Here is a 26,755-nt window from a genome sequence, read left to right as displayed (position 1 = left end):
GGGCATGACGAACACCCAGACCCACGAGCACCCGGTCGTCGTCGGCGGTGCACGGCTGGGCATCGACGACGTCGTGCGGGTCGCGCGTCACGGCGTGCGCGTCGAGCTCAGCCCGACGGCGCTGGAGTCGGTGCGCGCGACCCGCTCGACCATCGAAGGGCTGGCCGAGGACACGGTCGCCCACTACGGCGTCTCGACCGGGTTCGGTGCGCTCGCGACGCGCCACATCCCTGTCGAGCTGCGCGCCCAGCTGCAGCGCTCGCTCGTCCGCTCCCACGCCGCCGGCGCCGGACCCGAGGTCGAGCGCGAGGTGGTGCGCGCGCTCATGCTGCTGCGGATCAACACGTTGGCGACCGGCCGCACGGGGGTACGCCCGGTGACCCTCGAGACCTACCTCGCGATCCTCAACGCGGGCATCACCCCCGTCGTCCACGAGTACGGCTCGCTGGGCTGCTCCGGCGACCTCGCGCCGCTGTCACACTGCGCCCTCGCGCTCATGGGCGAGGGCCTCGTCCGGGACGACGACGGTGAGGTCATGGAGGCGGGGGAGGCGCTCGCTGACGCCGGGATCGAGCCGGTCGTGCTCGCCGAGAAGGAGGGCCTGGCCCTCATCAACGGCACCGACGGCATGCTCGGCATGCTCTGCCTCGCCATCGCCGACCTCCGTCAGCTCGTCACGACGGCCGACGTCGCGGCGGCGATGAGCGTCGAGGGGCTGCTGGGCACCGACGACGTCTTCGCCGCCGACCTGCACGACCTGCGACCGCAACCCGGCCAGGCGCGCTCTGCCGAGAACATGCGAAAGGTGCTGTCCCACAGCCCGATTCGCGACTCGCACCGCGACCCTGAGGCGTGCACCCGCGTGCAGGACGCCTACTCGCTGCGCTGCGCTCCGCAGGTGGCCGGGGGAGCCCGCGACACCATCGACCACGCCTCGCGCGTCGCCGAGTGGGAGCTCGAGTCGGCGATCGACAACCCCGTCGTCACCCTGGACGGCCGGGTGGAGTCCAACGGCAACTTCCACGGGGCGCCGGTTGCCTACGTCCTCGACTTCCTCGCGATCGTCGCCGCCGACCTCGGCTCGATCTCGGAGCGCCGCACCGACCGCTTCCTCGACAAGGCCCGCAACAACGGCCTTCCGCCGTTCCTCGCCGACGACCCGGGTGTGGACTCGGGGCTGATGATCGCGCAGTACACGCAGGCCGCCATGGTGTCGGAGATGAAGCGGCTCGCCGTGCCCGCCTCGGTCGACTCGATTCCGAGCAGCGCGATGCAGGAGGACCACGTGTCGATGGGCTGGTCCGCCGCCCGCAAGCTCCGCCGCTCCGTCGACGCCCTGACGCGCGTCCTGGCGATCGAGCTCGTGGCGGCCTCGCGCGGGATCCAGCTGCGGGCACCGCTCCAGCCGGCCGCGGCCTCGGCGGCCGTCATCGCCGCGCTCGCCGCGGTCGGCAACGTCGCCCCCGGTCCCGACCGCTTCCTCGCCCCCGACCTTGAGGCGGCCTACGAGGCGGTGCTCGACGGCACCGTGGTGACCGCAGCCGAGAGCGTCACCGGTCGCCTCAACTGAAAACCCTCGCCTTGTGTGCCTGAGCCCGCGCCAGAGCGCGCGCTCAGACACACGAGGCACGAGATAGGAGCACGAAATGGAAGGCGCTCGTCCCGTCCGCGCCCCGCGCGGCACGTCCCTGACCCACGCCACCCACTGGGGTGCCGAGGCTCCGTTGCGGATGCTCATGAACAACCTCGACCCCGAGGTCGCCGAGCGCCCGGACGACCTCGTCGTCTACGGCGGGACCGGCCGCGCGGCCCGCGACTGGAAGTCCTTCGACGCGATGGTCCGGACGCTGAGCACGCTCAAGCAGGACGAGACGATGCTCGTGCAGTCGGGCCGTCCCGTCGGTGTCATGCAGACCCACGAGTGGGCGCCGCGGGTCCTCATCGCCAACTCCAACCTCGTCGGCGACTGGGCGAACTGGCCCGAGTTCCGCCGGCTCGAGCACCTCGGGTTGACGATGTACGGCCAGATGACGGCCGGCTCGTGGATCTACATCGGCACGCAGGGCATCGTCCAGGGGACCTACGAGACCTTCGCGGCCGTGGCCGAGAAGCGCTTCGGGGGAACCCTGGCCGGCACGCTGACGCTGACCGGCGGGTGCGGCGGCATGGGTGGCGCGCAGCCCCTCGCGGTGACGATGAATGGGGGCGCCTGCCTCATCGTCGACGTCGACGAGTCGCGGTTGCGACGACGCGTCGAGCACCGCTACCTCGACGAGGTGGCCGACTCCCTGGACGACGCGGTCGAGAAGGCGCTCGCGGCCAAGGACCAGCGGCGTGGCTGGTCGGTCGGGGTCGTCGGCAACGCGGCCTCGGTCTTCCCCGAGCTGCTCCGTCGCGGTGTGGCCATCGACATCGTCACCGACCAGACCTCGGCGCACGACCCGCTCTCCTACCTCCCCGAGGGCATCTCGCTCGAGGAGTGGCACGAGTACGCTGAGAGGAAGCCCGAGGAGTTCACCGACCGGGCACGGGCCTCGATGGCCCGCCAGGTGCAGGCGATGGTCGAGTTCCAGGACGGTGGCGCCGAGGTCTTCGACTACGGCAACTCGATCCGCGACGAGGCCCGTCAAGGTGGCTACGACCGGGCGTTCGCGTTCCCCGGGTTCGTGCCGGCCTACATCCGCCCGCTCTTCTGCGAGGGCAAGGGACCGTTCCGGTGGGCGGCGCTGTCGGGCGACCCCAAGGACATCGCCGCGACCGACCGTGCGGTGCTCGACCTCTTCCCCGACAACGAGCGGCTGCACACCTGGATCAAGGGCGCGCAGGAGCGGATCGCGTTCCAGGGTTTGCCTGCTCGCATCTGCTGGCTCGGCCAGGGTGAGCGTGACAAGGCGGGGCTGGCGATCAACGAGCTCGTCCGCACGGGTGAGGTGAGCGCCCCCATCGTCATCGGCCGCGACCACCTCGACACCGGCTCGGTGGCCTCGCCCTACCGCGAGACCGAGGCGATGGCCGACGGCTCCGACGCGATCGCCGACTGGCCGCTGCTCAACGCGCTCGTCAACACCTCGTCCGGGGCCTCGTGGGTCTCGATCCACCACGGTGGCGGCGTCGGCATGGGCCGCTCGCTGCACGCCGGGCAGGTGTCGCTCGCCGACGGGACGCCGCTGGCCGCCGAGAAGCTCGCCCGCGTGCTCACCAACGACCCGGCGATGGGTGTCATCCGGCACGTCGACGCGGGCTACGACATCGCCGAGCGCACCGCGGCCGAGCAGGGCATCCGCGTCCCGATGCGCGAGGGCTGACCCGAACGCCGCAGCCAGCCGGTGTGTCCAGCCGGAGGCGGGCCGGAGTTCGCGTTCCGGATACAGACCCGCGGTGATGGGTCCACAGTGGTCGGGAGAGCCGGCGCCCGCTTGTCACCCGGGCCCACGTGGTGGTGCGTCGAGCTGGCGCTCGTCCATGAACGACCCGGACCCAACCTCCTGGAGGACCCGTGAAGTCAGGCAAGCACGACCAGCTCCGCCCACGCCGCAAGGCCCTTGGACTGCTCGCGACAGCGGCCGGTGCCGCGGCCGCCCTCGCCCTGTCCTCGCCCACGGCCGCCGGTGCCGCACCGGCCGCCGAGGGCGCCTCGGCCGATCGGCTCGCCGCCATCAGCCAGAGGATCGACCGGTCGGGTGTCGACGGCATCAGCTGGTCGACCGACGCCAGCGCCAAGCGGGTCGTCGTGACCGCTGACGACTCCGTCACCGCGAGCGAGCTCGCGACCCTCCGCCGGGCGGCGGGCTCCGACGCAGGCGCCCTCCGGATCGAGCGCACGCACGGTGTCTTCCGTGCCCTCGGGTCGGCGGGTGACGCGATCTACGGCAGCGGCTACCGCTGCTCGCTCGGCTTCAACGTCGTCAAGGGCGGCACGTACTACTTCCTCACCGCAGGCCACTGCGGCAAGGTGGCGAAGACGTGGTACGCCAACTCCAGCCAGTCCACCCTCATCGGCCCGACGACCGGGTACAGCTTCCCGGGCAACGACTACGCCCTCGTGCGCTACGACAACACCTCCCTCTCGCACCCCGGTGGCTACACCGTCAGCGACGCCTTCGTCGGTCAGCAGGTCAAGCGCACGGGCTCGACGACCGGCACGCACTCGGGCACGGTGACCGCGCTCAACGTCACCGTCAGGTACCAGGGTGGCGGCCGGGTCTCGGGGATGATCCAGACCACGGTCTGCGCCGAGCCGGGTGACTCCGGAGGCCCGATGTACGACGGCACCAAGGCCCTCGGCCTGACGTCCGGTGGCAGCGGGGACTGCCGGAGGGGCGGCACGACGTTCTTCCAGCCCGTCCGCGAGGCCGCCAACGCCTATGGCGTGAGCATCTTCTGACCGAGGCAGACCTTCCGTCGTCCCGAGCGGACGACAAAGGCGAGGTATGCCGGGTGCCCACCACCCGGCATACCTTCGCCTTGGAGGGTCAGCGCACCTCCGGCCACGCCTCCCAGCCGGAGGAAAGGCGGCCGTTGTCGACGTCGTCACCGGCGCTCGCGGGGGCGGTGAGGACGCGCCACGTGCGGCCGCGGTCGGTGCTCACGTGGAGCCGCGTTGGACCGGAGGTGCGGTCGTAGTAGGTCATCGCGCCCGTTGTTCCGCCATCGGCGATCGTGACATCGGTGCTCAGCTGGTAGTCGACCAGCATGTGCGTCGACACCTTGCCGCGTTCATCGACCCACACCGCGGTTGCCCTGATCGTGTCGCCCTCTCGCTCCGGGCCAGTCGTCGGGCCGGCGAGCTGCAGTCCCCAGAACCCGTCGATGGTGTTGTGCGCCCACTCGCTGGCCTGCGGGAGCTCGACCTGCTGCATGGTCCTCTTCTCGACATCGACGATGCACGTGCCTCCCTCACCGCAGGGCATCCAGGCGGCACCGGCCTCCGGGAGCGATGGTGGGCCGATGGTCAGCGGCACTGCCTCAGGCATCCGCTCCGACACCAGAAGTGGTGACGAGTCGTCCCGCGGCCCGCGCCCGAGCCCGTCGGGGAGGACATGGAGGAGTTCCCGACCACGTCGCACGACCTCGATCGGCATGTGCCCATGCTTCGCCGCAATCTCGGTGATCCATGCAGGAAGAGACTTCCTGTCGAGCAGGTCGAGATGGCCGGTCCGCACGTCTACGACACACGCGAGGTGGTCGAAGCCGCACCCGACGAGATGACGTCCAGCACCTGGCGACGGTGAGCGTTGCCCCTCGACCAGCGGTGTCATGGTCATCGTGTCTGCGTCGATGATGACCGACTTCGTACCCGCACCGCCCCAGAGCGCGTACACGAAGTCTCCGTCGCCGAGGTACTGCGCACTGTTCCGCTGGCTCGCGTCGACAGGCAGGTAGAGGCGCTTGTCTCCGTTGGTGACCTCCCACACGACACGACAGTTCGCGCTTCCGTTGAGTGTGCCCACGAGGACGCCCGTGGCGTCATCCAGGCAGGCCGCCGCGTAGCGGATGCTGGCAGGGTGACCGTCGTCGGCCCTGGTGATCATGTCCGGGATGGCGGGTGACGGGTCGGCGATCTCTCTGAGCTCCAAGGCCTCCAGTGCCGCCAGACCTGTGGCTGTCGGCGTCGGCGTGACGGCGGGGAGCGTCCGTCCCGGAGTGCCGTCGGGGACGAGGGCGATGAACCCCGCGATGGCGAGCACGGCTGCAGCCACCCAGGTCGTCGCGCGCACCCGGCGACGCGCGGTGGCGACGCGTTCGAGCTCGGCGAGGTCCGGTGCGACGATTTCGCGCTCCAGCCCTGCGACATACGAACGGAGGTCAGGCATGGTCGGCCTCCTCGGCGAGGGCCACGTCGGTCCCGAGCTGCTCCCGGGCGCGGGCGAGACGGGACTTCACGGTCCCGATGGGCAGGCCGAGGTCCTGGGCGATGGTCGCCACAGGTTGGTCGGCGAGGTGGTGCAGCACGACGACGGTGCGCCACTCGGGACGCAGGCGGGAGAGAGCTTCGGCCAGGGCGAGCCGTTCGGGGGTGGGTTCGACCGCTCGCAGCGGTCCGGGCACCCGCGGGAGGAGTCGCCGCAGCACGGCGCTCCGGTGCCAGCGGGTGCGCTGGGTGTTGATCGCCACGGTCCGCAGCCAGGCCTCCGGCCGGTCGACCGCCTCGAAGCGGCGGCCCTGGCGGATGGCCTGGACGAAGGCCTCTTGCACGGCGTCCTCGGCCTCCTCCTGGGAGCCGGTGATGGCCATGAGCTGGGCAACGAGGCGGGAGTAGGACGCGTCGTAGATCGCCGACAGCGCCTCACTTCCTGCCATGGCCCTACCTCCGTGCTCGAGACGGCGAGCTGTCGACGAGCCGTCGACACCACAACGACCATCGGGGCCCTCCCCGGGTTCCCGGGGAGACATCTCGGCTCGTCCATCGTCCTCCGACCGGCCGCGCGGCGGTGCGGCTCGGAGGTACTGGCCCGCGTCAGCCGTCGAGCACCGGCCACCGCCGCCACTGCGACGAGAGCAGTCCGGCGCGGACGTCGCTCTCGGCGGACGCGGGGACCCGGCGTTCCTGCCACGTCGCGCCCCAGTCCGTACTGATGTGCAGCAGGGCATCGAGTCGTCCTGACGGGTCGGTTCGAACGGAGTAGACGGCGATCGCGCCGTCGAGGCCGTTCGCCACGACCCCCGTGGCGGACAGTCCGGATCCACCGATCCGGTGCCGCTGCTTCCGGCCGCTGGGCTCGAACCAGACGGCGTCGAGCCGGACCGTGTTGCAGTCGGCGACGGCGGCCACGCCCCACAGGCCGTTGCGGCCGGCCGCTCCCCACCGCGTCGACTCCACCACGCCGCCCTGCTGGACGGGCCCGGTCGAGACGGCGGAGAGACCCGCCGGGCGGGGGTCCCGTCGACCGGACTCGGGCCAGCAGGCCGGAGCCCTCGGGACGACGGCGGTCGAGGAGGCGGTCGCCGCCGATTGCCCCCGGTCCTCCAGGAGGTGCCGTGTCGCACCGTCCGGGGACGCGACGGACCACACGAGTGCCACCGCCAGACCCCCGACCGCCGCCCAGCCCAGCCGCGCCGTGGACCGCGGATCCGACCCGTCGAACCAGCGTGAGATCCGGTCCCGGACCGGCTTCGGCTCTGGTCTCATCGCTGCTCCATGCGTGCGGTGTGGTGCGGCCCCCGCCCTCAGACGTTACGCCCCGGGGCCCGTCCGGACAGACGCGCGCGCTCGCGGTCGTGATCGGACGGCATACGCGCGATTCGCCCCTCCCGGCCCCTTGTGCGGCAACGGCGGGCGGGTGGAAGGTGAGGTCATGAACCGCTCGTCAGGTGGCGACGACGCCCCTGCCCCCAGCAGCCCGCAGCAGATCCGCAACGTCGTGCTCGTCGGACCGCCGGGAGCGGGCAAGAGCACGCTCTTCGACCACCTCGTCGCGGCACGCGTCGAAGGTCGGCGACCGCGCGACGACGACCGGGCGGCGTCGACCGGACTCGTGGCGGCGACCTTCGCCAGCGGGGAGGTGGTGGTCAACCTCGTCGACACACCGGGCAACCCCGACTTCGTCGGTGAGGTGCGAGCAGGGCTGAGGGCGGCGGATGCCGCCCTCTTCGTCGTCTCGGGGGCCGACGGTGTCGACGAGGCGACCAAGATGCTGTGGCGCGAGTGCTCCGCAGTCGGTATGCCGCGTGCCATCGCCGTGACCCGCCTCGAGCAGGCGCGTGCGGACTTCGACGAGACGGTGGCGACCTGCCGGCGCGTCTTCGGCGACGCCCAGCCGCTCGCCCTGCCGGTCCAGCCGGACGGCCCGGCGACGGTGGTGACGGGGCTGCTCGACCTGCTGTCGCTGGCCACTGATGACCCGTCCGCTCCCGCGGACGTCGCCGAGCGACGCGCGGCGGTCGTCGAGGCGATCATCGAGCAGTCCGAGGACGACACCCTGCTCGAGCGCTACCTCGAGGGTGAGGAGGTGGACGCCGACACCTTGCGCGACGACCTGCACGCGGCCGTGGCGACCGGGCGCTTCTTCCCGGTGCTGCCCACCCACGCGACGAGCGGTGTCGGCCTCGAGGAGGTGCTCCACCTCATCGAGCACGGGCTGCCGTCGCCGGCCGACGCCGCGATGCCGCGCGTGTTCCGGACCAATGGCGGCGACTTCGGCGAGCTGGCCTGCGACCCGGCCGGGCCGCTCGTCGCCGAGGTCGTGCGGACCACGACCGACCCGTTCGTCGGGCGGCAGTCACTGGTCCGGGTGTTCTCGGGGACGTTGCGCCCCGACGACCCGGTGCACGTCTCCGGCCACCTCCAGCAGTTCGCGGGAGAGGAGATCGGCGGCCACCGCGACCACGACGCCGACCTCGACCGGGTCGGGGCGCTGGCTGCGGCCGTCGGGGACGATCTGTCGCCCAAGTCGCAGGCGATCGCGGGTGACCTCGTCCTCGTCGCCCGGCTCGCCGCGGCAGAGACGACGGACACGCTCTCGTCCCCGTCGAGGCCCGCCCTGGTCGAGCCGTGGGTGCTGCCCGAACCGCTGCTGCCGGTCGCCATCCACGCCAAGAGCAAGGGCGACGAGGACAAGCTGGCCACGGTGCTCCAGTCGCTGGTGTCGGAGGACGTGACCATGCGCCTCGACCTCAACCCGGAGACCCACCAGGTCGTCATCTGGGCGATGGGGCCGGCGCACGTGGCGCTGCTCACCTCGTCGCTGGAGGAGCGTCACCACGTGGCGGTCGAGGCCGAGCCGTTGCGGACGGCCCTGCGCGAGACGTTCGTCCGGCCGTGCGACGTCCAGGGGCGCCAGGTCAAGCAGTCCGGCGGTCACGGGCAGTACGCCGTCTGCACGCTCAAGGTGGAGCCCCTGCCACGCGGGTCGGGCATCGAGTTCGTCGACAAGGTGGTCGGCGGTGCGGTGCCGCGCCAGTTCATCGCCTCGGTCGAGAAGGGAGCCCGGGCCCAGCTCGAGAAGGGCGTGCTCGCGGGATATCCGGCGGTCGACGTGCGCGTGACGCTCGTCGACGGCAAGGCGCACTCGGTCGACTCCTCCGACATGGCGTTCCAGACCGCCGCCGGCCTGGCGCTCCGGCAGGCGGCGAACGAGTCGACGGTCGCGATGCTCGAGCCGATCGACGCCGTCGACATCGACGTCGCGGACGTCTCGGTAGGGCCGACGCTGGCCGACCTGCGCGGACGCCGTGGACAGGTCCACGGCACCGAGCCGTCCGAGCACGAGGGGCGCACGGTGATCCACGCCGAGGTGCCGGCGCTCGAGCTGTCGCGCTACCCGATCGACCTGCGCTCGGTGTCGCACGGCACGGGCACGTTCACGCGCCGGTTCGCGCGCTACGACTACCTGCCGCCGCAGCTCGTCAAGGACGTCGTCGCCGGCAGCGCCACCTGACTTCTTGCCCGCAGACCACCGCCGAGGGCCTTGATGTGGGCCTTCGGCGGTGGTGGTGGGGCAATCAGTCCGGGGTGGGGGCGGGGTCGGTGACGTCGACGACCTCGGCGCCCAGGGCCTGCACGAGGTCGTCGGCCGCCAGCGTGACGGACGTCCCGTGCGCACCCGCGCCCATCGAGATGGTCCGGCCGGGGACGGTGGCGTCGGCGATGACCGGCCACGCGGTCGTCGAACCGAACGGGGTGATGGTGCCGCGCTCGTAGCCCGTCGCCTCCTTGGCCTTGTCGGCGGGTGGCATCGACAGCCGGCTGACGCCGAGGTGGCCGCGCAGCTTGGGCCAGGAGATCTCGCGGTCACCGGGCACGAGGACGAAGACGTAGTCGCCCGAGCCCCGCCGCACCACGAGCGACTTGACGATGTCGCGCGGCTCGATGCCCCGCTGCCGGGCGGCCTCGGCGAGGGAGTTGGCGCGTTCGGTCGCAACAAGGATCCGGTGCTCGATGCCGCTCGACTCGAGCGCCTCTCGGGCTCGGCGTGCGCCCTCGCTCTCGCCTGCGCGCTGAGCCCCTGCCGCACTCCCGACGTCGCCAGTCATGGCACGACTCTAGGGCCGAGCTCCGCACCACAGGCGGGCCGCGGTCAGGGCCACGGAACACGCCTTGGCAGCCCGCCCGGCGCCGTCGCAGGTCGCGCGGGTTCTGGACACTGCTCCCGCGTCTCGCATGTGAGACGGCGATCGGCGCGGTGTCGCGCCGGACACCGCCGCAGGGGTGTGGAATGGGGCCAGCATCTGCAGCGCGCCGCAGTACCACCACCACCTGAGGACGGAAGAGGCAGCAGTGACCTTCAGCTCGATGTGGCGAGACCTCACGCCGATCGGTCGCGATGCGCACTCCGGCGGCTACCGCCGCTTCGCCTGGACGCGCGAGGACCACACCCTCCGTGAGTGGTTCACCGCAGAGGCGGAGCGGCGCGGCCTCGACCTGACTGTCGACCGGGTCGGGAACCAGTGGGCCTGGTGGGGCGACCCTGACGCAGCCCTCGCCGCTGGTCGCCCCGGCGTCGTCACCGGCTCGCACCTCGACTCCGTCCCCGACGGAGGTGCCTTCGACGGCCCGCTGGGTGTCGTGTCGGCCTTTGCCGCGCTGGATGCGCTGCGCGACAGTGGGTTCGAGCCCGACCGCCCGATCGGAGTCGTCAACTTCGTGGACGAGGAGGGTGCCCGCTTCGGTGTCGCGTGCGCGGGTTCGCGGGTCCTCACCGGGGCGATGACCGCAGACCGCGCCCGCTCGCTCACCGACGCGGACGGGCTCTCGATGGCCGAGGCCCTCGCCACCTCGGGTCGAGATCCCGAAGAGCTCGGTCCCGACTCCGAGACGATCCGCCGCATCGGTACCTTCGTCGAGCTCCACGTCGAGCAGGGCCGCCACCTCTCGACCCTCGACGCGGACACCCCCGTCGCCGTCGGCAGCGACATCTGGCCCCACGGTCGCTGGCGCGTCCGCACCCTCGGCGAGGCCAACCATGCCGGCACGACCCGCCTCGAGGACCGCGACGACGCCATGCTCGGCTTCGCCGCGGCAGTCATCGCAGCCAGGCGTGCGGCGGAGACCCACGGCTGTGTCGCCACCGTCGGCAAGGTCGCCGTGACCCCGGGCGGCGTCAACGCGATCCCGAGCGAGGTGACCGGCTGGCTCGACGCCCGGGGCGAGGACGAGGCAGCGGTCCGGGCCGTGGTCGCCGACGTCACCGAGGTCGTCGACGAGTTCGGCGGCCTCGTCGTGGAGGACTCGTGGACCGGCTCGACCCCCTTCGACCCGGGACTCGCGCGACGCCTCGCGACCCGGCTCGGCGGCATACCGGTCATCGGGACCGGAGCCGGGCACGACGCGGGCATCCTCGCCAACGCGGGCGTTCCCACCGCGATGCTCTTCGTGCGCAACCCCACCGGGATCTCGCACTCTCCCGAGGAGTTCGCGACGTCCGAGGACTGCCTCGCCGGCGTCGACGCCCTCACAACGGTCCTGGGTGACCTGGCGGGAGCACACGCATGACGGACTTCTGGTGCGAGCACGCGCAGCTGCCCGACAAGGTGCACCGCGGCGTCCGCCTGGTCGTCGCGGACGGCCGCATCACCGAGGTCACCCCCGACACCAAGTCGCGCGAGAGTGACGTGCGTTTGCGCGGGGTCGTCCTCCCGGGCTTCGCCAACGCGCACAGCCACGCGTTCCACCGGATGCTTCGTGGGCGCACGCACGCTGACGGTGGCAACTTCTGGTCCTGGCGACAACAGATGTATGCCGTGACGTCCCGGCTCACGCCGGACACCTACTTCTCCCTCGCGAGAGGGGTCTTCGTCGAGATGGTCGCGGTCGGATACACCGTCGTCGGCGAGTTCCACTACCTCCACCACGGCCCGGGTGGTCAGCGCTACGACGACCCCAACGCCATGGGCGAGGCGCTCATCGCGGCGGCCCACGAGGCGGGCATCAGGCTCACCCTGCTCGACACGTGCTACCTCACCGGCGGCCTCAGCGCCGACGGCCACGCGCCGCTCGACGAAGTGCAGACGCGCTTCTCGGACGGCTCGGTCCAGGCGTGGGCAGAGCGCGTCGAGGCCCTGCGCGGCAGCGACGTCGTGCGCATCGGGGCCGCGGCGCACTCGGTGCGGGCGCTCACCGGCGACCAGCTCGCCGAGTTCGCGAAGGTCGTCGGTGACCGCCCCGTGCACGCCCACGTCAGCGAGCAGATCGCCGAGAACCTCGCGACCCAGATGGTCTACGGCGCGAGCCCGGTCGAGCACCTCACCGATGCCGGGCTGCTGGGCGAGCAGTTCACCGCCGTCCACGCGACCCACCTGTCCGAGGACGACCTCGACCTCATGGGGCGATCGGGGGCGGGCGCCTGCTTCTGTCCCACCACCGAACGCGACCTCGCCGACGGCATCGGGCCCGGATGCGAGCTGGCGGAGCGCGACGTCCCGATCAGCCTCGGCTCCGACCAGCACGCGGTTATCGACCCGTTCGAGGAGATCCGCGGGATCGAGATGCACGAGCGGCTCAAGAGCCACGAGCGCGGACGCTTCCCCGTCGGCGACCTCCTCGACATGGCCACCTCGAACGGCTACCGCAGCCTCGGCTGGGCCGGGGGCCGGCTCGCGGTCGGGTCGCTCGCCGACTTCGTCGCGGTGCGCACCGACAGCCGCCGCACGAGCGGGGTGGGGCTGGGTCAGGTGGTCTTCGGGGCCACCGGCGCCGACGTCACCGACGTCGTCGTCGGTGGGCGGCGCATCGTCTCCGGGGGCGTGCACCCGCTCGGGCCGGTCGACGACGTCGTCGCCGAGTCGATCGCCGCCGTGCGGGCCGCCCCGTGACGACCCCGTCTCCCACACCGTCCGCGGCACAGGCGCCGGCGACCACAGCGCCCGGTGGCGCTGGCGCCACGCTGGTCACGGGGATCGGTGAGCTCGTCACCTGCGACGGCGACGGCGACGGCGGCCCAGCCGGCGACTCGGGGCTCGGGCTGCGTACCGGAGCCGCCCTCGTCGTCGAGGGCGGGCGCATCGCCTGGATCGGCGACGCGGCGGAGGCGCCCCCCGCGGACCGCCGCATCGACCTCGACGGTCGCGCGCTCCTGCCGGGCTTCGTCGACAGCCACAGCCACCTCGTCTTCGACGGCGACCGCGCCGGCGAGTTCGCCGCACGGATGACGGGGGAGCGCTACGACGGCGGTGGCATCGGGGTGTCCGTCGAGGCCACCCGCGCGGCGAGTGACGAGCGGCTGCGCGAGCTCGTCGGTGCCCGCGTCGCCGAGATGCGCGCGCAGGGCACGACGACCGTCGAGATCAAGGGCGGCTACGGGCTCACCGTCGTCGACGAGGCCCGGTCGCTGCGCATCGCCCGTGAGTTCACGACCGAGACCACGTTCCTCGGTGCCCACGTCGTGCCACCGGAGGCGCGAGGTGACAGGACGGCATACATCGAGCTCGTCACCGGTCCCATGCTGGAGGCCTGCGCGCCGCACGCGAGGTGGGCGGACGTCTTCTGCGAGCCGCACTCACCGCACGCCTTCACCGAGGACGAGTCGCGGGCCGTGCTCACTGCAGCCGGGGACGCCGGTCTGGAGCTCCGGGTCCACGGCAACCAGCTCGGCCCAGGACCGGGCGTGCAGCTCGCCGTGGAGCTCGGCGCCGCGAGCGTCGACCACTGCACGTTCCTCGACGACGCCGACGTCGAGGCACTCGTCGGTGCGGCGGACACGACCGTCGCCACGCTGCTGCCGGGGGTGGAGTTCTCCACGCGCTCGCCCTACCCGGACGCACGCGCCCTCATCGACGCGGGCGTCTCGCTCGCGCTGGCGACCGACTGCAACCCGGGTACGTGCTACTCGAGCTCCATGCCGTTCGTCATCGCCCTCGCCGTCCGCGAGATGGGGATGACGCCGGGCGAGGCGGTCTGGGCGGCCACCCGCGGCTCCGCGAAGGCGCTGCTGCGCGACGACATCGGCCGCATCGCCGTCGGTGGCCCGGCCGACCTCACCGTGCTCGACGCACCGAGCCACCTGCACCTCGCCTACCGTGCGGGCGTCCCCATCGCGCGGACGCTCTCTACGACGCCTCCGGCATCGGAGTGAGGAGGACACCCTCGTCGTCGTATCCATAGGCTGCGACCCTGGAGTGCGGCACGACGGTGACGTGGGCGTCGATGGCGAGTCCAAGATGACCCGACATGACTGACAGTGCCATCTGGTCGACGTCCAACGGCAGATTGACACCGATCAGCACCGGACAGCCGACACCTTCGGACCCGTCGGCGACTCCGCCGTAGACGCGGGCGTCGGTCGCGCCGAGGGCGTCGAGTGCGGCCAGGACCGTGTCGAGCTCCCTGATGAGCCGGCGCCCGATCGGCCCGGAGAACCGTCCGTCACGCGCCGTCTCGAGCGCTGTGTCAGGTGCGTGTCGAAGGGTCCACTCCAGCGTGTAGCCGCATACCGCGACGAGGCGCTCCAAGGCGGCCACGGTGGGTTGCTGGCGGCACGACTCGTATCGGGCGACCACGTTCTGACTCACCCCGGCACGCTCGGCGAGCTCCGCCTGCGTGAGGCGCTGCTGCCGGCGCGCCAGCCTGAGGATGTCGCGCGCCGTCGTGGTCGACGAGGTGCGGGACACCGACGACAGTGTGGTCGCGGGCGTGGGCTCGGTCTCGGGCTCGGGCGCGGGCGTGGGCTCGGTCTCAGGCGGCATGGCACCACGATGGCGCGTGGCCCCTGACGTGCCGCTCGCTTGTCCACAGGACCGATCGGGACAGCCCTCTCACGCCCCTGGTGAGGACCGCGTCAGTGTGTGCGTTGCGGCTCGATGACCTATAGGTGTTCATACACACCTATGAGCTATCGGCCCACCGCGACCACATACCGACGCGGCGTTGGCCGACCGCAGCAGTGCTCAGAGGTCGCGGTCGACAATCTCCTTGGGCTTGTGACCGGCCGAGCGGGCGTAGAACTGCGCGGCCTTGCGGGTCGCCATCGTGCGCGCGACGCCGGCAGCGAGACCGGTGAGCGCGGCATACGCGAGCGCCGTCGTGAACGGCGAGTCGGGGTCCTTGGGGTCGAACTTCGCGTCCTGACCCGCCTTCTGCCAGATCTGGTCGGCCACCTTGGTCGCGGCGATGCCGGCGAGGATCGCCGAACCGGTCCCGAGGATCTTCCACACCATGCTGCCCATGGGCACTCCTTCAGCTCACCGTGCCGGAACGCACGCCTGGTCTTGCGTTCCACCCTGCCACACGCAGGGAGTAGGGTGACGATCGTCAACGACAGGGGAGCGCTCCGGCGCTGAGAGTGCGGGCAACCGCAGACCCTCACACCTGATCCGGTTCGCACCGGCGTAGGGAGTCGAGTTCTCAGGGAACTGAGCGCCAACCGAGAGGTCTGCGATCAGTTTCCTCCCCGAGGTACTCACCGGGCACGCCCGGAGACCACGGGAGAAGAAGTCATGGCAGCACAGACCGACACGTCGGCCACCACCGACGCCACCCCCGGAGCGACGGGCACGACCCGCACCCGGAGCATCCTCGCGACCCGCCCGCTCCTGGGCTGGCGGACCGTCGACATCCTCACGATCGCCTTCCTCGGCGCGGCGCTCGGCATCGCGTTCTGGGGCTGGGGCGTGTTCTACAACGGCCCGCTGAGCGCCATCACGTTCGGGTTCGCCCCGCTCGGTGGGCTCTTCGCCGGGCCGTGGTTCCTCGCGGGCGTCGTCGGCGGGCTCGTCGTCCGTCGACCCGGCGCCGCGCTGTTCTGCGAGGTCGTCGCGGCCCTCGTCTCGATGATCCCCGGCACGGAGTGGGGCGCGACCACCCTCGTGTCCGGCATCGTCCAGGGCCTCGGCACCGAGCTCGTGTTCGCGCTGCTGGGCTACCGCGCGTTCGGCATCGCCGCGGCGATGCTGGCCGGTGCGATGGCCGGGCCGTTCGCCGCGGCCTACGAGTCGTTCACCTGGATCCAGGACTGGTCGCTCGCGTGGAAGGTCGCCTACGCGGGTGTCCTCGCGCTCTCGGGAGCGGTCGTCGCGGGCGCCGGTGGGTGGCTGCTCACCCGGGCGCTCGCGGCGGCCGGTGCGCTCAACGCCTTCCCACCCGGCCAGGAGCACCGCGAGACCCGCGCCGTCTGACGTGTCCGCCACGTCAGCGGACGCGGAGCCGTCGGTGACTGCGGACTCGTCGCAGCGCCCCGAGCCGACCACGGGCGGCCACGTCATCCTCGAAGGGGTGACGTGGCGCCCGTTCGGCCGACGCGAACCGGTGCTGCGCGACATCTCCCTCACCCTCCGCCCGGGTGAGCGCGTCCTCCTCGTCGGTCCGTCGGGCTCGGGCAAGTCGACGCTGCTGCGCGCCATCGCCGGACTGCTCGAGACGGCGGACGCCGGTGAGCTGAGCGGGACCGTGACCATCGACGGACACCCGCCCGGTGCGCGCGCCGGCGAGGTGGGGCTCGTGCTCCAGGAACCCGGTGCCGGTCTGGTCGCGGCCACGGTCGGGCGCGACGTCGCCTTCGGTCTCGAGAACGTCGGTATGCCGCGTGCCGAGATGCCTGCCTCCGTCACCACGGCGTTGGCGGCCGTGGGACTGGCGAAGCCGCACGACACCCCGACGTCGGCGCTCTCCGGCGGCGAGACCCAGCGCCTCGCGCTCGCCGGCGCGCTCGCGCTGCACCCGAGCGTGCTCCTGCTCGACGAGCCCACCGCCATGCTCGACCCCGGCCACGCCGCCCAGGTGCGCGAGAGCGTCGAAGGGGCGCTCACGGCATACCCGATCACGGCCGTCGTCGTCGAGCACGTCCTCGGACCGTGGGTCGACCTCGTCGAGCGGATGCTTGTGCTCGACGAGTCGGGTGCGCTCGTCGCCGACGGGTCCGTGCGCGAGGTGCTGGCCGACGAGCGGCAGCGACTGCTCGACATGGGGATCTGGGTGCCGGGTGCGCCGACGCCCACCCCACTTGCGTCCGCCGCTCTGGGGGCAGTCTCGTCACCTCGCCGGACGCAAGAGGTCGCAGCGACACCGCTGACCATCGAGCGCACGGTCCGACTCGTCGACGGGTCAGCGCGCACCCGCACCGCCGCGCGGCTCGACGTGCCGCTGGCCCCGCAGCCGGGCAGCGCCACCGCGCTCGTCGGGCCGAGCGGGTCCGGCAAGTCCACCGTTCTGCTGGGCCTCGCCGGGGCGCTCGAGCCAGCCACCGGCACGGTGAGCATCGGGGAGGTGCCCGTCGCCGACCTGTCCACGACCGAGCTGGCCTCGCGGCTCGGATGGGTCCCCCAATGGTCGAGCTCGACGATCCTCGGGCGGACGGTCCTCGACGAGGTCCTCGTCGCGAGCCGTGCGCTGGGTGAGGACTCCGCCGAGCGGGTCGCGCTCGCCCGGACGCTGCTCGCCGATCTCGGACTCGGTCACCTCGAGGCCGCGGACCCGCGCGAGCTCTCGGGGGGCGAGCAGCGACGGCTCGCCCTCGCGTCGGCGGTGCTCCACCAGCCGCCCCTGCTCCTCGCCGACGAACCCACTGTCGGGCAGGACCGGCACACCTGGGCGGCCGTCGTCGGGCTGCTCGCCGCCTACCGCGAAGCCGGGGGAGCGGTGGTCGTGTCGACCCACGACGAGGCGCTCATCGGCCGCGCGCACACGGTGGTCCAGCTCGCGCCGCCCGCGGCCGAGTCGGAGCCCGAGCAGCCGCGTCGGGTGCTTGCCGCGCAGGCTGGCCCCCTCGCCCTCATGGTCGGGGCGCTCGTCGCCATCCCGGCGGGGATCATCCCCGGCCACTGGCGCACCTCCCTCGTCGTCCTCGCCGCACAGGTGGTGCTGGCCGTCCTCGCGCTGTGGGCCACTCCCGGCTCAGGGCCGCGCCCACGAGGCCGGCTCAGGCGGGTCGTCCTGCGTACGCTGCCCGGGGTGCTCGGCGCGCTCTCCGTCGGCTGGTCGACCTGGCTGCTCGGCGGGCACGACACGACGACGGCCCTCACCGCGGCGCTGCGCGTGCTCATCATCGTGCTGCCGTCGGCTGTCCTGCTCCCTCTCGTCGACCCGGACCGGCTCGGTGACCACCTCGCCCAACGACTCCGTATGCCGTCCCGTCCGGTCGTCGCGCTCGCGGCTGCGCTCCAGCGGGTGCACACGTTCGGCGAGGTGTGGTCCGAGATCTCGCTGGCCCGGCGGGTACGCGGTCTCGGCACCGATGCACGCCGACCCGTGGCGCTCGTGCGCGGGCTCGCGACGGTGACGTTCGGGCTGCTCGTCCGGACACTGCGGATGGCGGCCGACCTCGCGGTGGCGATGGAAGCCCGCGGTTTCGCCTCGGCGTCCCGGCGGACTTGGTTCGCGGCCGCGCCGTGGCACCTGGCCGACACCGTCGTCGTGCTCGCCGCCCTCGTCCCCATCGCCGTCGCCGTGCTCGCCTGACCGCACCCGGCTGCGCCCGACTGCGCACGAGGGAATGTCGGAGGTGGACGGCATACTTGTCACCTGTCATGACCACCACCCGTCCCGCGCCGCCCGAGCGTGTCCGCATCCCGCGCGAGATCTGGGTCCTGGTCGCCTCCGCCTTCGTCATCGCGCTCGGCTTCGGGCTCATCACCCCGGTCCTGCCGCAGTTCGCGCAGAGCTTCGGCGTGGGTGCGACGGCCAGTGCCGTGGTCGTCAGCGTCTTCGCCTTCTTCAGGCTGATCTTCGCGCCGGCCAGCGGTAGCCTCATCGTCCGGCTCGGCGAGCGACCCATGTACCTCGCCGGACTCCTCATCGTCGCGGCGTCGACGGCCGCGACCGCCTTCGCCCAGTCGTACTGGCAGCTCGTCGTCTTCCGCGGGCTCGGTGGCATCGGCTCGGTCATGTTCACGGTGTCGGCGACGGCGCTCGTCGTCCGCCTCGCCCCGCCGTCGATCCGGGGCCGGGTCTCCTCCGCCTACGGCTCGGCCTTCCTCATCGGTGGCATCGGCGGTCCCGCGGTCGGTGGCGCCCTCGGCGGCCTCGGGCTGCGTGTCCCGTTCCTCGTGTATGCCGCCGCGCTCGTCGTCGCCGCGGCGCTCGTCGCGATCTTCATTAACGGCCATGCCCTCCGGCCGCCCACCGACGCGCCGGTCCTCCCGGTGATGACGGCGCGCGAGGGCCTGCAGGACAGCGCCTTCCGCGCCGGGCTCGTGTCCGGGTTCGCCAACGGGTGGGCCAACTTCGGGGTGCGCAACGCGATCATCCCACTCTTCGTCGCCGCCAACATCGGCAAGGAGCCGTGGCTCGCCGGTGCGGTCCTCGCGATCTACGCCGGCGCCAACGCCGTCGGCATGAACGTCGCGGGCCGACTCAGCGACCGCATCGGCCGCCGGCCGTTCATCATCGGCGGCCTGGCCGTGGCCGGTGTCGCGACGATCGCCACCGGGCTCGCCACCTCGTTCCCGGTGCTCGTCCTCTTCTCGGTCATTGCCGGCATCGGCTCGGGCGCCCTCAACCCGGCACAGCAGGCGAGCATGGCCGACGTCGTCGGACGTGACCGCAACGGCGGCCCCGCGCTCGCCGCCTTCCAGATGTCCGCCGACGCCGGCGCGATCATCGGCCCGATCGTCGCCGGAGCCCTCGTCGACTCTGGCAGCTACGCGCTGGCGTTCGGGGTCACCGGACTGCTCAGCCTGGCCGCGACGATCCCGTGGTCACGGGCCCGCGAGACGCTGCCCCGTGAGGCGAGCGCCGTCGAGGCCGCCGCGCACCGCTGACCCGCGCACCGCTGACCGTGAGCCGGTGACGGCCTCAGCGGACGAGGACCGTCGAGCCCTTCGGCATGTGGTCCCGCTCCCAGATCATGTTCATCGCCGAGTTGCTCACCCGGGCACACCCGTGCGAGGCGGGATAGGGCGGGATCGAGGACGAGCCGTGCACGGCATACCCGCCGTTGAAGTAGCGCGGTCGCCACATCTCACCGAGGAACCCCTCGTCGCGCCCGTCGACGGTGTAGCCGACCCGGAACGTGCCCTTGGGGGTGCGGGCCATGGCGGTGTCGCCGTCCTTCTGCTCGTACTCGTAGCCGCCGCCGGTGCTCGTGTTGAGGGTGTACCGGACCGTGCCGCCACGGACGACCATGAGGATCTGGCGCCGCAGGTCGATGTCCACGCCGTTGCCGGACAGTCGGGTCCCGGGTCGGACGCCCTCGTCGAGCGCGCGCTCGGTCCGGGGTCCGACCCGGCCGTCGCGGGAGATGCCGGCAGTCTTCTGCAGCGCCCACACCGCCTGCTGGGTCAGTGAGCCGAAGTGGCCGTCGGGCTCGCCCATCCAGTAACCGAGGGAGGAGAGGCGCTTCTGGAGCGTGAGGACCTTGGGCCCGCGGTCGCCGAGGCGCAGGTCCTCGCGGACCGGCGGCGCGCTCGCCGACGGCGTGGGCCGGGCGGTGGCCGAGGGCTTCGGCCCGGCGGTGACGGAGGCGCTGGGCGTCGGGCTCGGAGTCCCGGCGCTGCGCGTCGCCGCGGGAGTGGGCACGGGGGTCGCCGACGTGGGCGCGGTCGTGCGGCTCGGGCTCACCGCGATGCTGGGACCCGCGCCCCACGACGGTGACGCCGTCGCGCCGGCGTTGCCACTCGGCTCCCCCGCACTCTGGCCCGCCGCGACGTCGTCGGGGGTCCAGCTGACCCCCGCGCACGCCGGGAGGGAGCCCGTGAGGACTGCGACGACCCCCGCCGTCGCCAGTCGCCGCCCGGTGCTGCCTGCCATGTCGCTCCCCTGCTCTCGTTGCCGGACATCCTCCACCCCTGTAGACGCGCCATCCGGGAGGCGGGTTGCGTCCGTGGCCGTTTCGTGACCGCGGCAGGCCCATACCCACTGAGGTCAGGTGACCGGCCGGGTCACCACACGAGGCTGCGCAGCCTCGCGGTGCTCGCGACGTGCAGGTTGCGGATGTTGTGGATACGACCGTCCGCGAACTCCGCGCTGCCGCTCTCGTTGAGCAGGTAGGTGACGCCGTTCCAGCTGACGAGCTCCTGGATCATCGCCACCGACTGGAAGCAGCGGTAGGGCGCCTGCGTGAACTCCTCGCCGACGCCGTAGCTGCGCTGGACGACGTAGACGTTGCCGCGGTTGCCACGTCCCAGTGAGGTCGAGAACACGAACGTGTCGTCGAGGACGAGGACGCCCTGGGCCTTCGTTGGGATCTCGAGAGGTCCCCAGGACTCGTCGAGGGCGAGGTCGCCGTTGGCCTTGATCGTGTAGCGACGCATCTCCCCACGCACGTTCTCGTCGTGCCGCCCCGCGTAGAGGTAGCCGTCGTCGATGTCGAAGAAGCTCGCACCCTCGACCGGTGCCGTGTCGCGCCCCGGGCCCAGCTTGCGCTTGGAGGGGTCCGTGAAGGCCTGCCGGACCCGCTCCACCGAGTAGCGCAGGATCTCGGTCTGACTCTTCTGGACGTAGACCCAGCCGTCGTGGACCTTGACGCCGCCGGTGTGGGCCCCGATCGGGAGCGTGGCGAAGCCACGCACGGCGCCGGACGTCGTCATGCCGTAGAGGCGCGAGCGGTGGCTCTCCTCGTCATCCTCGGAGGTGGCCGGGTCGTTGAAGTAGTGCATCCCGACGAGGAGCAGGTCCTCCGTGCCCGACCCGCCCTGCCAGTTCTCCCAGAGGCCGAGGCCCTGTGGGGTGTAGCTGTCGAGGTAGCGGGCAGCCGGAGCACCCTTCGAGAAGAGGTCGCTGTAGGTCTGGCTGATCTTGGCTCCTCCGAACTCGGACGAGGACTCGTCCTCCTCGCAGTTGGCCGGGAACTCGGGTTCGGCTGCGAACGCACCGCTGGTCAGCCCCGCCTCCGGCGTCGCGACGAGCGTGGCACCCGTGAGTGCCAGGGCCCCCAGGGCTCCCGCCGCGATGCGGGTGCGTAACAGGCGCGTGGTTCTGGACATGGTGGAACTCCCCTCCCCAGGGTCGCACCGTGCGACCCGCTGCGTGGAACCTACGGCTCACGGACGGGCCGGGGCAATGGGGAGGAGTGCCCCGGCAGGCGCGTCCCGGGTGGGTGCGCGACGCTGCGTCGGTCAGCCGAGGCTGAGCGCGAGGAGGGCGGCCGAGACGGCGGCGACGGCACAGACCAGGCTGCGGACGGCATACGGCCAGGCGTTGATCGTGAGCCCGGCGCGACGGCACCGGTCGCGCCACAGGAGCGTCGCGAGCGAGCCCCACACCGTGACGATCGAGCCGGCGTTGACGCCGACGAGCAGGGCCATGAGGCGCTCGCCGGAGCCGTCGGACACGGGCTCGAGCGCGAGGTAGGCGGGGAGGTTGTTCACGAGGTTCGACCCGGCCGCACCCACGAGCCCCACCCGCCAGGCGTCGCCGTCGCCCGTCCCGACGAGCCCTGCCAGGAGCGGCTCGAGCCCGTGCCGCATGGCGATCTCGACGACCAAGAAGAGCGCGCAGACGGCGAGCACCATCACCCATGGAACGGCGACCGTCCGCAGCCGTGCCGGCCATCGCCAGGCGAGGGCCGCGACGAGCACGACGGCGCCGATGCCTGCGGGGACCGCCGGCGTCACGCCGCTGACGAAGGCGGGACCCAGTGAGACGCACACGGCTCCGGCCACCCAGAGCAGGATCCGGTCGTGCGGGTCGGCAGGCGGGTCGGGGTCGTAGCGGGTGAGCAGGTCGCGTCGGTGGAGCACGAAGAGCACGACCACGGTGGCGACGATCGCAGCGAGCGCCGGCCGCCACGCGAGCGCGATGTACTCGTGTGTGCCGATGCCGAGCGACGAGAAGCGGTGCAGCGCAATGAGGTTGGAGAGGTTCGACACCGGCAGCAGGAGTGAGGCGGTGTTCGCGAGCCAGACCGTCGTCAGGGTGAACGGCATCGCGGGGATGCCCAGCTGCCGGGTCATGGCGATGACGACGGGCGTGAGCAGCACGGCCGTGGTGTCGATGCTCAGCACGATGGTGCAGCCGGTGGCGAGGGCGACGATGAGGAGCCAGAGCAGCCAGGTGCGGTGACGACCCGCGTGCGAGGTCCAGTGCGCGGCGACGTCGAACACGCCGGCGATCTCGGCCACCTCCGCGACGACCGTCATCGCCACGAGGAAGACCATGACCGGGCCGATCCGTGCAGCGAGGTCGAGGAGCTCCTGACCGCTCACGCGGTGGCCGTCGCGAGGTCCACGACGTGGCGTGCGATGGGGAACGCCGACGTGGCGGCGGGGGAGGGGGCGTTGCAGACATGGACGGTCCGCGCGGTCCGCCGGACGAGGAAGTCGTGGACGAGCGTGCCGTCGCGCAGCACGGCCTGCGCGCGTATGCCGGCCGGTGCCGGCAGGAGGTCGTCGAGCGTGAGCTCGGGACAGTAGCGCCGCACCAGCTCGAGGTAGCCGCGGCGTCGCCACGAGTCACGCTGCTCGGCCAGGCCGGTGCGCCAGTGCTCGCGGGCCACCTTCCACATGCCGGGGAAACGGGCGTAGCTCGCCACGTCGCGCAGGTCGAGCGAGCCCTTGCCGTAACCCTCGCGGCTGAAGCCGAGCACCGCGTTGGGGCCGACGGTGATCCCGCCGTCGATCATCCGGGTGAGGTGGACCCCGAGGAAGGGCAGGTCCGGGTCGGGCACCGGGTAGATGAGGGCGTCGATGAGCCCGTTGCGGCTCTCGGGGAGGCGGTGGTACTCGCCCCGGAACGGCACGATCCGGAACGCGTCAGCGCCGTCGTTGAGCCCCGACATCGCCGCCAGCCGGTCCGCCTGGAGGCCGCCGCAGATGATGGCCAGTCGTGCGGACTCCGCTGTCTCCCAGCCGTTCTGCTCCAGCGTGAGTGTGACCGATCCCGTCGACTCGTCGATCGCGGTGACCGCCGTTGAGGTGCGCACCTCGCCGCCGGCCGCGACGACGTCGGAGGCGAGCGCACGGCATACGGCGGTGTAGTCCGTGATGCCGGTCGCGTGGACGAGCAGGGCCGCGAGACCGGTGACGTGGGGCTCGCGCTCGCGCAGCTCGGCCCCGGTCAGCGGCGTCACGGTGAGCCCGTTGGCGCGGGCGCGCTCGGTGAGGTCGGTGAGCCGCCGGACCTCGACCTCGGACGTCGCGACGACGAGCTTGCCGGTGTCGACGTAGGGGATGCCCCTGTCGTCGCAGTAGTCGCGCGTCGCCGCCGCGCCCTCGGTGCAGAACCTCGCCTTGAGGCTGCCCGGCGCGTAGTAGACACCCGCGTGGATGACCCCGCTGTTGTGGCCGCTCTGGTGGCGCGCGACCTCGGCCTCCTTCTCGATGACGAGGACGTCGGCGCCCGGTCGCCGGCGCAGGACCTCGTATGCCGTCGCGAGACCGACGATCCCGCCTCCGACGACGACGACGTCACGCATGCGTGAGGTCGGGGTGACGGTGTCCCTCGACGAGGTCGTCGACGGCGGCGACGAAGCGCGGGCAGGTGGTGATGTCGTGAGCGCGGCAGCGCAGGGAGTGCTCGGTCATCTCGCGCGAGCGTTCGAGGGCGAGCATCCGGTCGTCGATGTCGCGCAGGTGCGCCTCGAGGACCTGGTGGCGGTCCCACGCACCGGCGTCCAGGAGCACGCGGATCTGCTCGAGGGTCATGCCGGCGACCTTGTTGCGCTGGATGATCGCGACCCGGACGAGGTCGTCGTGGCCGTAGCGCCGGTAACCCGAGGCGTCGCGTCGCGGCTCGAGCAGGCCGATCGACTCCCAGTGGCGCAGGACGTGCGTCGGCAGGCCGAAGCGACCGGCGAGGTCGCTGATGCTCCAGTTGTCCATGGTCCGCCCTCCTTCAGGTCCACCTGAACGTACTCCCTCGCCCTGTCGGGTCCTGACGGCACACTGGAGCCCATGGCCCGCTGGGTGCTCCACGTCGACCTCGACCAGTTCATCGCGGCGGTCGAGATCCTGCGGCGGCCCGAGCTGGCCGGAGTCCCGGTCGTCGTCGGCGGTCGCGGGGACCCGACCGAGCGGGCCGTGGTGTCGACCGCGTCCTACGAGGCGCGCGCGTTCGGCGTGCACTCCGGGATGCCGCTGCGGCTCGCCGCGCGCAAGTGCCCGGACGCCGTGTTCCTGCCCGTCGACGGCCCGGCGTACGACGCCGCCTCCGCCGTGGTCATGGAGGCACTGAGGGCCCACGAGGGCGCCGTCGTGCAGGTCCTTGGTTGGGACGAGGCTTTCGTCGGCCTCACCACGCCGGGCGACGACGTGACCGAGGCCGTCGCCCACGCGGACGCGATCCGCACCGAGGTGCTCGAGGCGTCGCAGCTGCACTGCTCGGTCGGTGTGGGTGACACGACGGTCCGGGCCAAGATCGCCACCGACTTCGGCAAGCCGCAGGGCACGTTCGTCCTCACCCGTGACAACTGGTTCGAGGTCATGGGCGAGCGGCCGACGACGGCGCTGTGGGGCGTGGGCAACCGGATCGCCGCCCGGCTCGCCTCCCACGGCTACGACACGGTGCAACAGCTGGCCGACGCCTCCGACGAGGTGCTCACCGCCGAGTTCGGGCCACGCATGGGACCTCACTACGGCCGGCTGGGTCGCGGGCTCGGCGCCACCGTCATCGACGACACGCCCTGGGTCGCCCGCGCTCATGGCCGCGAGACGACCTTCCAGGTCGACCTCACCGACCCCGACGCGGTCGCCGACGCCGTGCATGCCCTCGCCGTCCAGGTCGTCGACGACATCCGCCGCGAGGACCGCGCCTGCGCCCGGGTCCACCTCAAGGTCCGCTTCGCGCCGTTCTTCACGACGACCCGGATCCGCAAGCTGCCCGAGCCGACGTTCGACCCGGAGGTCATCGCGGCGACCGCGCTCGAGCTGCTGCACGGGCTCGGCGACGACCGCCCCATCCGGCTGCTCGGCGTCCGCGCCGAGATGGTCCCGCCCGAGGGTGGCTACGTGCCGCCCCGCACGACGGGCCGCGGAGGGCCCGCTGCCGCCCCGCCGTAGCCGGACTTGCCTTCAGGTTGACCTGAAGGTTCACCATCGGAGCATGACGACTCCACAGCACACCGACATCGCGGTCATCGGCGGCGGTCCCGCTGGGCTCCAGGCCGCCCTCACCGCCGGCCGCGTGCGCCGTCAGGTCACGCTCTTCGACGACGGCACCTACCGCAACGCCACCGTCAGCCACATGCACAACGTCCTCACCCACGACGGCACGCCACCCGCGGACTTCCGCGCGGCCGCCCGACGTGAGCTCACGGCATACGACACCGTCTCGGTGCGCGACGAGCGCGTCGCGACGGTCGAGCGCGACGGCGAGGGCTTCCGGCTCACGCTCGCGAGTGGTGCGGTCATGACCTCGTATGCCGTCGTGCTCGCCACCGGGGTCCGCGACGAGCTGCCGCCCGTCCCCGGTCTCCAGGACGTATGGGGTGACCTCGCGGCGCAGTGCCCGTTCTGCCACGGGTTCGAGTTCGCCGGCCGGCGGATCGGCATCCTCGGGGCCGGCGCGGCGCCGCACCTGTCCGCGCTGCTCGGGCCGGTCGCGGGTGAGCTCGTCGTCTTCGACGAGGGGCAGGAGCTCCCGGAGGGGTCCGTCCTCGACGTCCCGCGCGTGTCCGCCCGCGTCAGCGTCGTCGAGCCTCACGACGACGGGCTGCGTCTCACTCTCGACGACGGGTCGGCCCAGGACGTCGCCGTCCTCTTCGTCGTGCCGACGCTGCACCAGTCCGCACCCTTCGCGGAGCAGCTCGGCCTCGACCTCAACCCGTCCGGCTGCGTTCGCGTCGACGAGTTCGGTCGGACGAGCGTGCCGGGGGTCACCGCCGGCGGGGACCTCGCCCACCTCGCTGTGTTCCCGACGCCCATGGCCTCGGTCGTCCAGGCTGCGGCGGCGGGCCAGATCGCCGGCAACTCGGCCATCGCCCAGACGCTGACCCGCGGGTAGGGCAAGACTGAC

Annotated in this window: 23 protein-coding genes and 1 riboswitch; of the genes, 12 read left to right on the top strand and 11 right to left on the bottom strand. The window is 72.2% G+C overall.

Annotated elements, in window-relative coordinates; all coding sequences use genetic code 11:
* Nucleotides 1-4 precede the first annotated feature (4 nt).
* The 3 genes from hutH (at nt 5) to LL946_RS05735 (ending at nt 4,384) form a co-directional block, all read left to right on the top strand.
* A complete protein-coding gene (gene hutH / locus LL946_RS05745) occupies nt 5-1,570 on the top strand; it encodes a histidine ammonia-lyase (RefSeq protein ID WP_404385682.1) in 1,566 nt (521 codons plus the stop codon).
* 76 nt (nt 1,571-1,646) lie between these two features.
* Nucleotides 1,647-3,305, top strand: coding sequence for a urocanate hydratase (gene hutU, locus LL946_RS05740; RefSeq protein WP_404385680.1), 1,659 nt, complete (start codon nt 1,647-1,649; stop codon nt 3,303-3,305).
* A gap of 191 nt (nt 3,306-3,496) precedes the next feature.
* Complete coding sequence (locus tag LL946_RS05735) at nt 3,497-4,384, top strand: S1 family peptidase (protein ID WP_404385678.1); 888 nt, start codon at nt 3,497-3,499, stop codon at nt 4,382-4,384.
* A gap of 88 nt (nt 4,385-4,472) precedes the next feature.
* Here LL946_RS05735 and LL946_RS05730 read toward each other — a convergent pair whose 3' ends face one another.
* From LL946_RS05730 to LL946_RS05720, 3 genes are all read right to left on the bottom strand, one after another.
* On the bottom strand, nt 4,473-5,813 hold the full coding sequence (locus LL946_RS05730) for a hypothetical protein (protein WP_404385676.1): 1,341 nt from the start codon (nt 5,811-5,813) through the stop codon (nt 4,473-4,475).
* The gene (locus LL946_RS05725) at nt 5,806-6,300 is read right to left on the bottom strand and encodes an RNA polymerase sigma factor (protein WP_404385674.1); all 495 of its coding nucleotides are present in this window, start codon (nt 6,298-6,300) and stop codon (nt 5,806-5,808) included. The genes LL946_RS05730 and LL946_RS05725 overlap by 8 nt, the downstream gene beginning before the upstream one ends.
* 157 nt (nt 6,301-6,457) lie before the next feature.
* The gene (locus tag LL946_RS05720) at nt 6,458-7,129 is read right to left on the bottom strand and encodes a hypothetical protein (protein ID WP_404385672.1); all 672 of its coding nucleotides are present in this window, start codon (nt 7,127-7,129) and stop codon (nt 6,458-6,460) included.
* Between the two features lie 166 nt (nt 7,130-7,295).
* On the opposite strand from LL946_RS05720, the gene LL946_RS05715 reads away from it, so the two are divergent.
* Complete coding sequence (locus LL946_RS05715; RefSeq protein WP_404385670.1) at nt 7,296-9,377, top strand: elongation factor G-like protein EF-G2; 2,082 nt, start codon at nt 7,296-7,298, stop codon at nt 9,375-9,377.
* Between the two features lie 64 nt (nt 9,378-9,441).
* Here LL946_RS05715 and LL946_RS05710 read toward each other — a convergent pair whose 3' ends face one another.
* Nucleotides 9,442-9,972 carry an aminoacyl-tRNA deacylase gene (locus tag LL946_RS05710; protein ID WP_404385668.1) on the bottom strand — a complete coding sequence of 177 codons (531 nt, stop codon included), beginning with the start codon at nt 9,970-9,972 and terminating at the stop codon, nt 9,442-9,444.
* Nucleotides 9,973-10,231: 259 nt separating this feature from the next.
* Here LL946_RS05710 and LL946_RS05705 point away from each other — a divergent pair, with 259 nt between their 5' ends.
* From LL946_RS05705 to hutI, 3 genes are all read left to right on the top strand, one after another.
* The gene (locus LL946_RS05705; protein WP_404386803.1) at nt 10,232-11,431 is read left to right on the top strand and encodes an allantoate amidohydrolase; all 1,200 of its coding nucleotides are present in this window, start codon (nt 10,232-10,234) and stop codon (nt 11,429-11,431) included.
* Nucleotides 11,428-12,750 (top strand): formimidoylglutamate deiminase, encoded by a 1,323-nt coding sequence (locus LL946_RS05700; protein ID WP_404385666.1) that lies wholly within the window; start codon nt 11,428-11,430, stop codon nt 12,748-12,750. Before LL946_RS05705 ends, LL946_RS05700 begins: the two co-directional genes overlap by 4 nt.
* 71 nt (nt 12,751-12,821) lie before the next feature.
* On the top strand, nt 12,822-14,009 hold the full coding sequence (hutI, locus tag LL946_RS05695) for an imidazolonepropionase (RefSeq protein WP_404386801.1): 1,188 nt from the start codon (nt 12,822-12,824) through the stop codon (nt 14,007-14,009).
* On the opposite strand, the gene LL946_RS05690 is transcribed toward hutI, so the two are convergent.
* A complete protein-coding gene (locus LL946_RS05690) occupies nt 13,984-14,619 on the bottom strand; it encodes a helix-turn-helix domain-containing protein (RefSeq protein WP_404385665.1) in 636 nt (211 codons plus the stop codon). The genes hutI and LL946_RS05690 overlap by 26 nt on opposite strands.
* A 201-nt stretch (nt 14,620-14,820) precedes the next feature.
* Entirely contained in the window at nt 14,821-15,099 is a 279-nt protein-coding gene (locus LL946_RS05685) for a DUF4235 domain-containing protein (protein ID WP_404385663.1), read from the bottom strand.
* Nucleotides 15,100-15,182: 83 nt separating this feature from the next.
* Nucleotides 15,183-15,285: riboswitch (TPP riboswitch) on the top strand.
* An 84-nt stretch (nt 15,286-15,369) separates the two neighbouring features.
* Here LL946_RS05685 and LL946_RS05680 point away from each other — a divergent pair.
* The 3 genes from LL946_RS05680 to LL946_RS05670 all read left to right on the top strand — a co-directional run bounded on the left by LL946_RS05680 (nt 15,370) and on the right by LL946_RS05670 (nt 19,626).
* On the top strand, nt 15,370-16,047 hold the full coding sequence (locus LL946_RS05680) for an ECF transporter S component (protein ID WP_404385661.1): 678 nt from the start codon (nt 15,370-15,372) through the stop codon (nt 16,045-16,047).
* A gap of 34 nt (nt 16,048-16,081) precedes the next feature.
* Nucleotides 16,082-18,325 (top strand): ATP-binding cassette domain-containing protein, encoded by a 2,244-nt coding sequence (locus tag LL946_RS05675; RefSeq protein WP_404385659.1) that lies wholly within the window; start codon nt 16,082-16,084, stop codon nt 18,323-18,325.
* Nucleotides 18,326-18,393: 68 nt separating this feature from the next.
* The gene (locus tag LL946_RS05670; protein WP_404385657.1) at nt 18,394-19,626 is read left to right on the top strand and encodes an MFS transporter; all 1,233 of its coding nucleotides are present in this window, start codon (nt 18,394-18,396) and stop codon (nt 19,624-19,626) included.
* A 34-nt stretch (nt 19,627-19,660) separates the two neighbouring features.
* On the opposite strand, the gene LL946_RS05665 is transcribed toward LL946_RS05670, so the two are convergent.
* The 5 genes from LL946_RS05665 to LL946_RS05645 all read right to left on the bottom strand — a co-directional run bounded on the left by LL946_RS05665 (nt 19,661) and on the right by LL946_RS05645 (nt 24,624).
* The gene (locus LL946_RS05665) at nt 19,661-20,614 is read right to left on the bottom strand and encodes a peptidoglycan-binding protein (RefSeq protein ID WP_404385655.1); all 954 of its coding nucleotides are present in this window, start codon (nt 20,612-20,614) and stop codon (nt 19,661-19,663) included.
* A 131-nt stretch (nt 20,615-20,745) separates the two neighbouring features.
* Nucleotides 20,746-21,789: a hypothetical protein gene (locus LL946_RS05660; RefSeq protein ID WP_404385653.1), complete on the bottom strand. Its 1,044-nt coding sequence runs from the start codon at nt 21,787-21,789 to the stop codon at nt 20,746-20,748.
* A gap of 132 nt (nt 21,790-21,921) precedes the next feature.
* Nucleotides 21,922-23,010 (bottom strand): SLC13 family permease, encoded by a 1,089-nt coding sequence (locus LL946_RS05655; RefSeq protein WP_404385651.1) that lies wholly within the window; start codon nt 23,008-23,010, stop codon nt 21,922-21,924.
* The gene (lhgO, locus tag LL946_RS05650) at nt 23,007-24,218 is read right to left on the bottom strand and encodes an L-2-hydroxyglutarate oxidase (protein ID WP_404385649.1); all 1,212 of its coding nucleotides are present in this window, start codon (nt 24,216-24,218) and stop codon (nt 23,007-23,009) included. The genes LL946_RS05655 and lhgO overlap by 4 nt, the downstream gene beginning before the upstream one ends.
* Nucleotides 24,211-24,624, bottom strand: a complete 414-nt coding sequence (locus LL946_RS05645; RefSeq protein WP_404385647.1) for a MerR family transcriptional regulator — start codon at nt 24,622-24,624, stop codon at nt 24,211-24,213. Before LL946_RS05645 ends, lhgO begins: the two co-directional genes overlap by 8 nt.
* A gap of 72 nt (nt 24,625-24,696) precedes the next feature.
* On the opposite strand from LL946_RS05645, the gene LL946_RS05640 reads away from it, so the two are divergent.
* Both LL946_RS05640 and LL946_RS05635 read left to right on the top strand, forming a co-directional pair.
* Nucleotides 24,697-25,800, top strand: coding sequence for a DNA polymerase IV (locus tag LL946_RS05640; RefSeq protein ID WP_404385645.1), 1,104 nt, complete (start codon nt 24,697-24,699; stop codon nt 25,798-25,800).
* Nucleotides 25,801-25,843: 43 nt separating this feature from the next.
* On the top strand, nt 25,844-26,743 hold the full coding sequence (locus LL946_RS05635) for an NAD(P)/FAD-dependent oxidoreductase (protein WP_404385643.1): 900 nt from the start codon (nt 25,844-25,846) through the stop codon (nt 26,741-26,743).
* Nucleotides 26,744-26,755: the final 12 nt, after the last annotated feature.

It is taken from the genome of Knoellia locipacati (genome assembly GCF_044791685.1).
GTDB classification, from domain to species: domain Bacteria; phylum Actinomycetota; class Actinomycetes; order Actinomycetales; family Dermatophilaceae; genus Knoellia; species Knoellia locipacati_A.
Note: the sequence above shows the minus strand (reverse complement) of the source record. Positions and strands in the feature narration are given on the sequence as shown.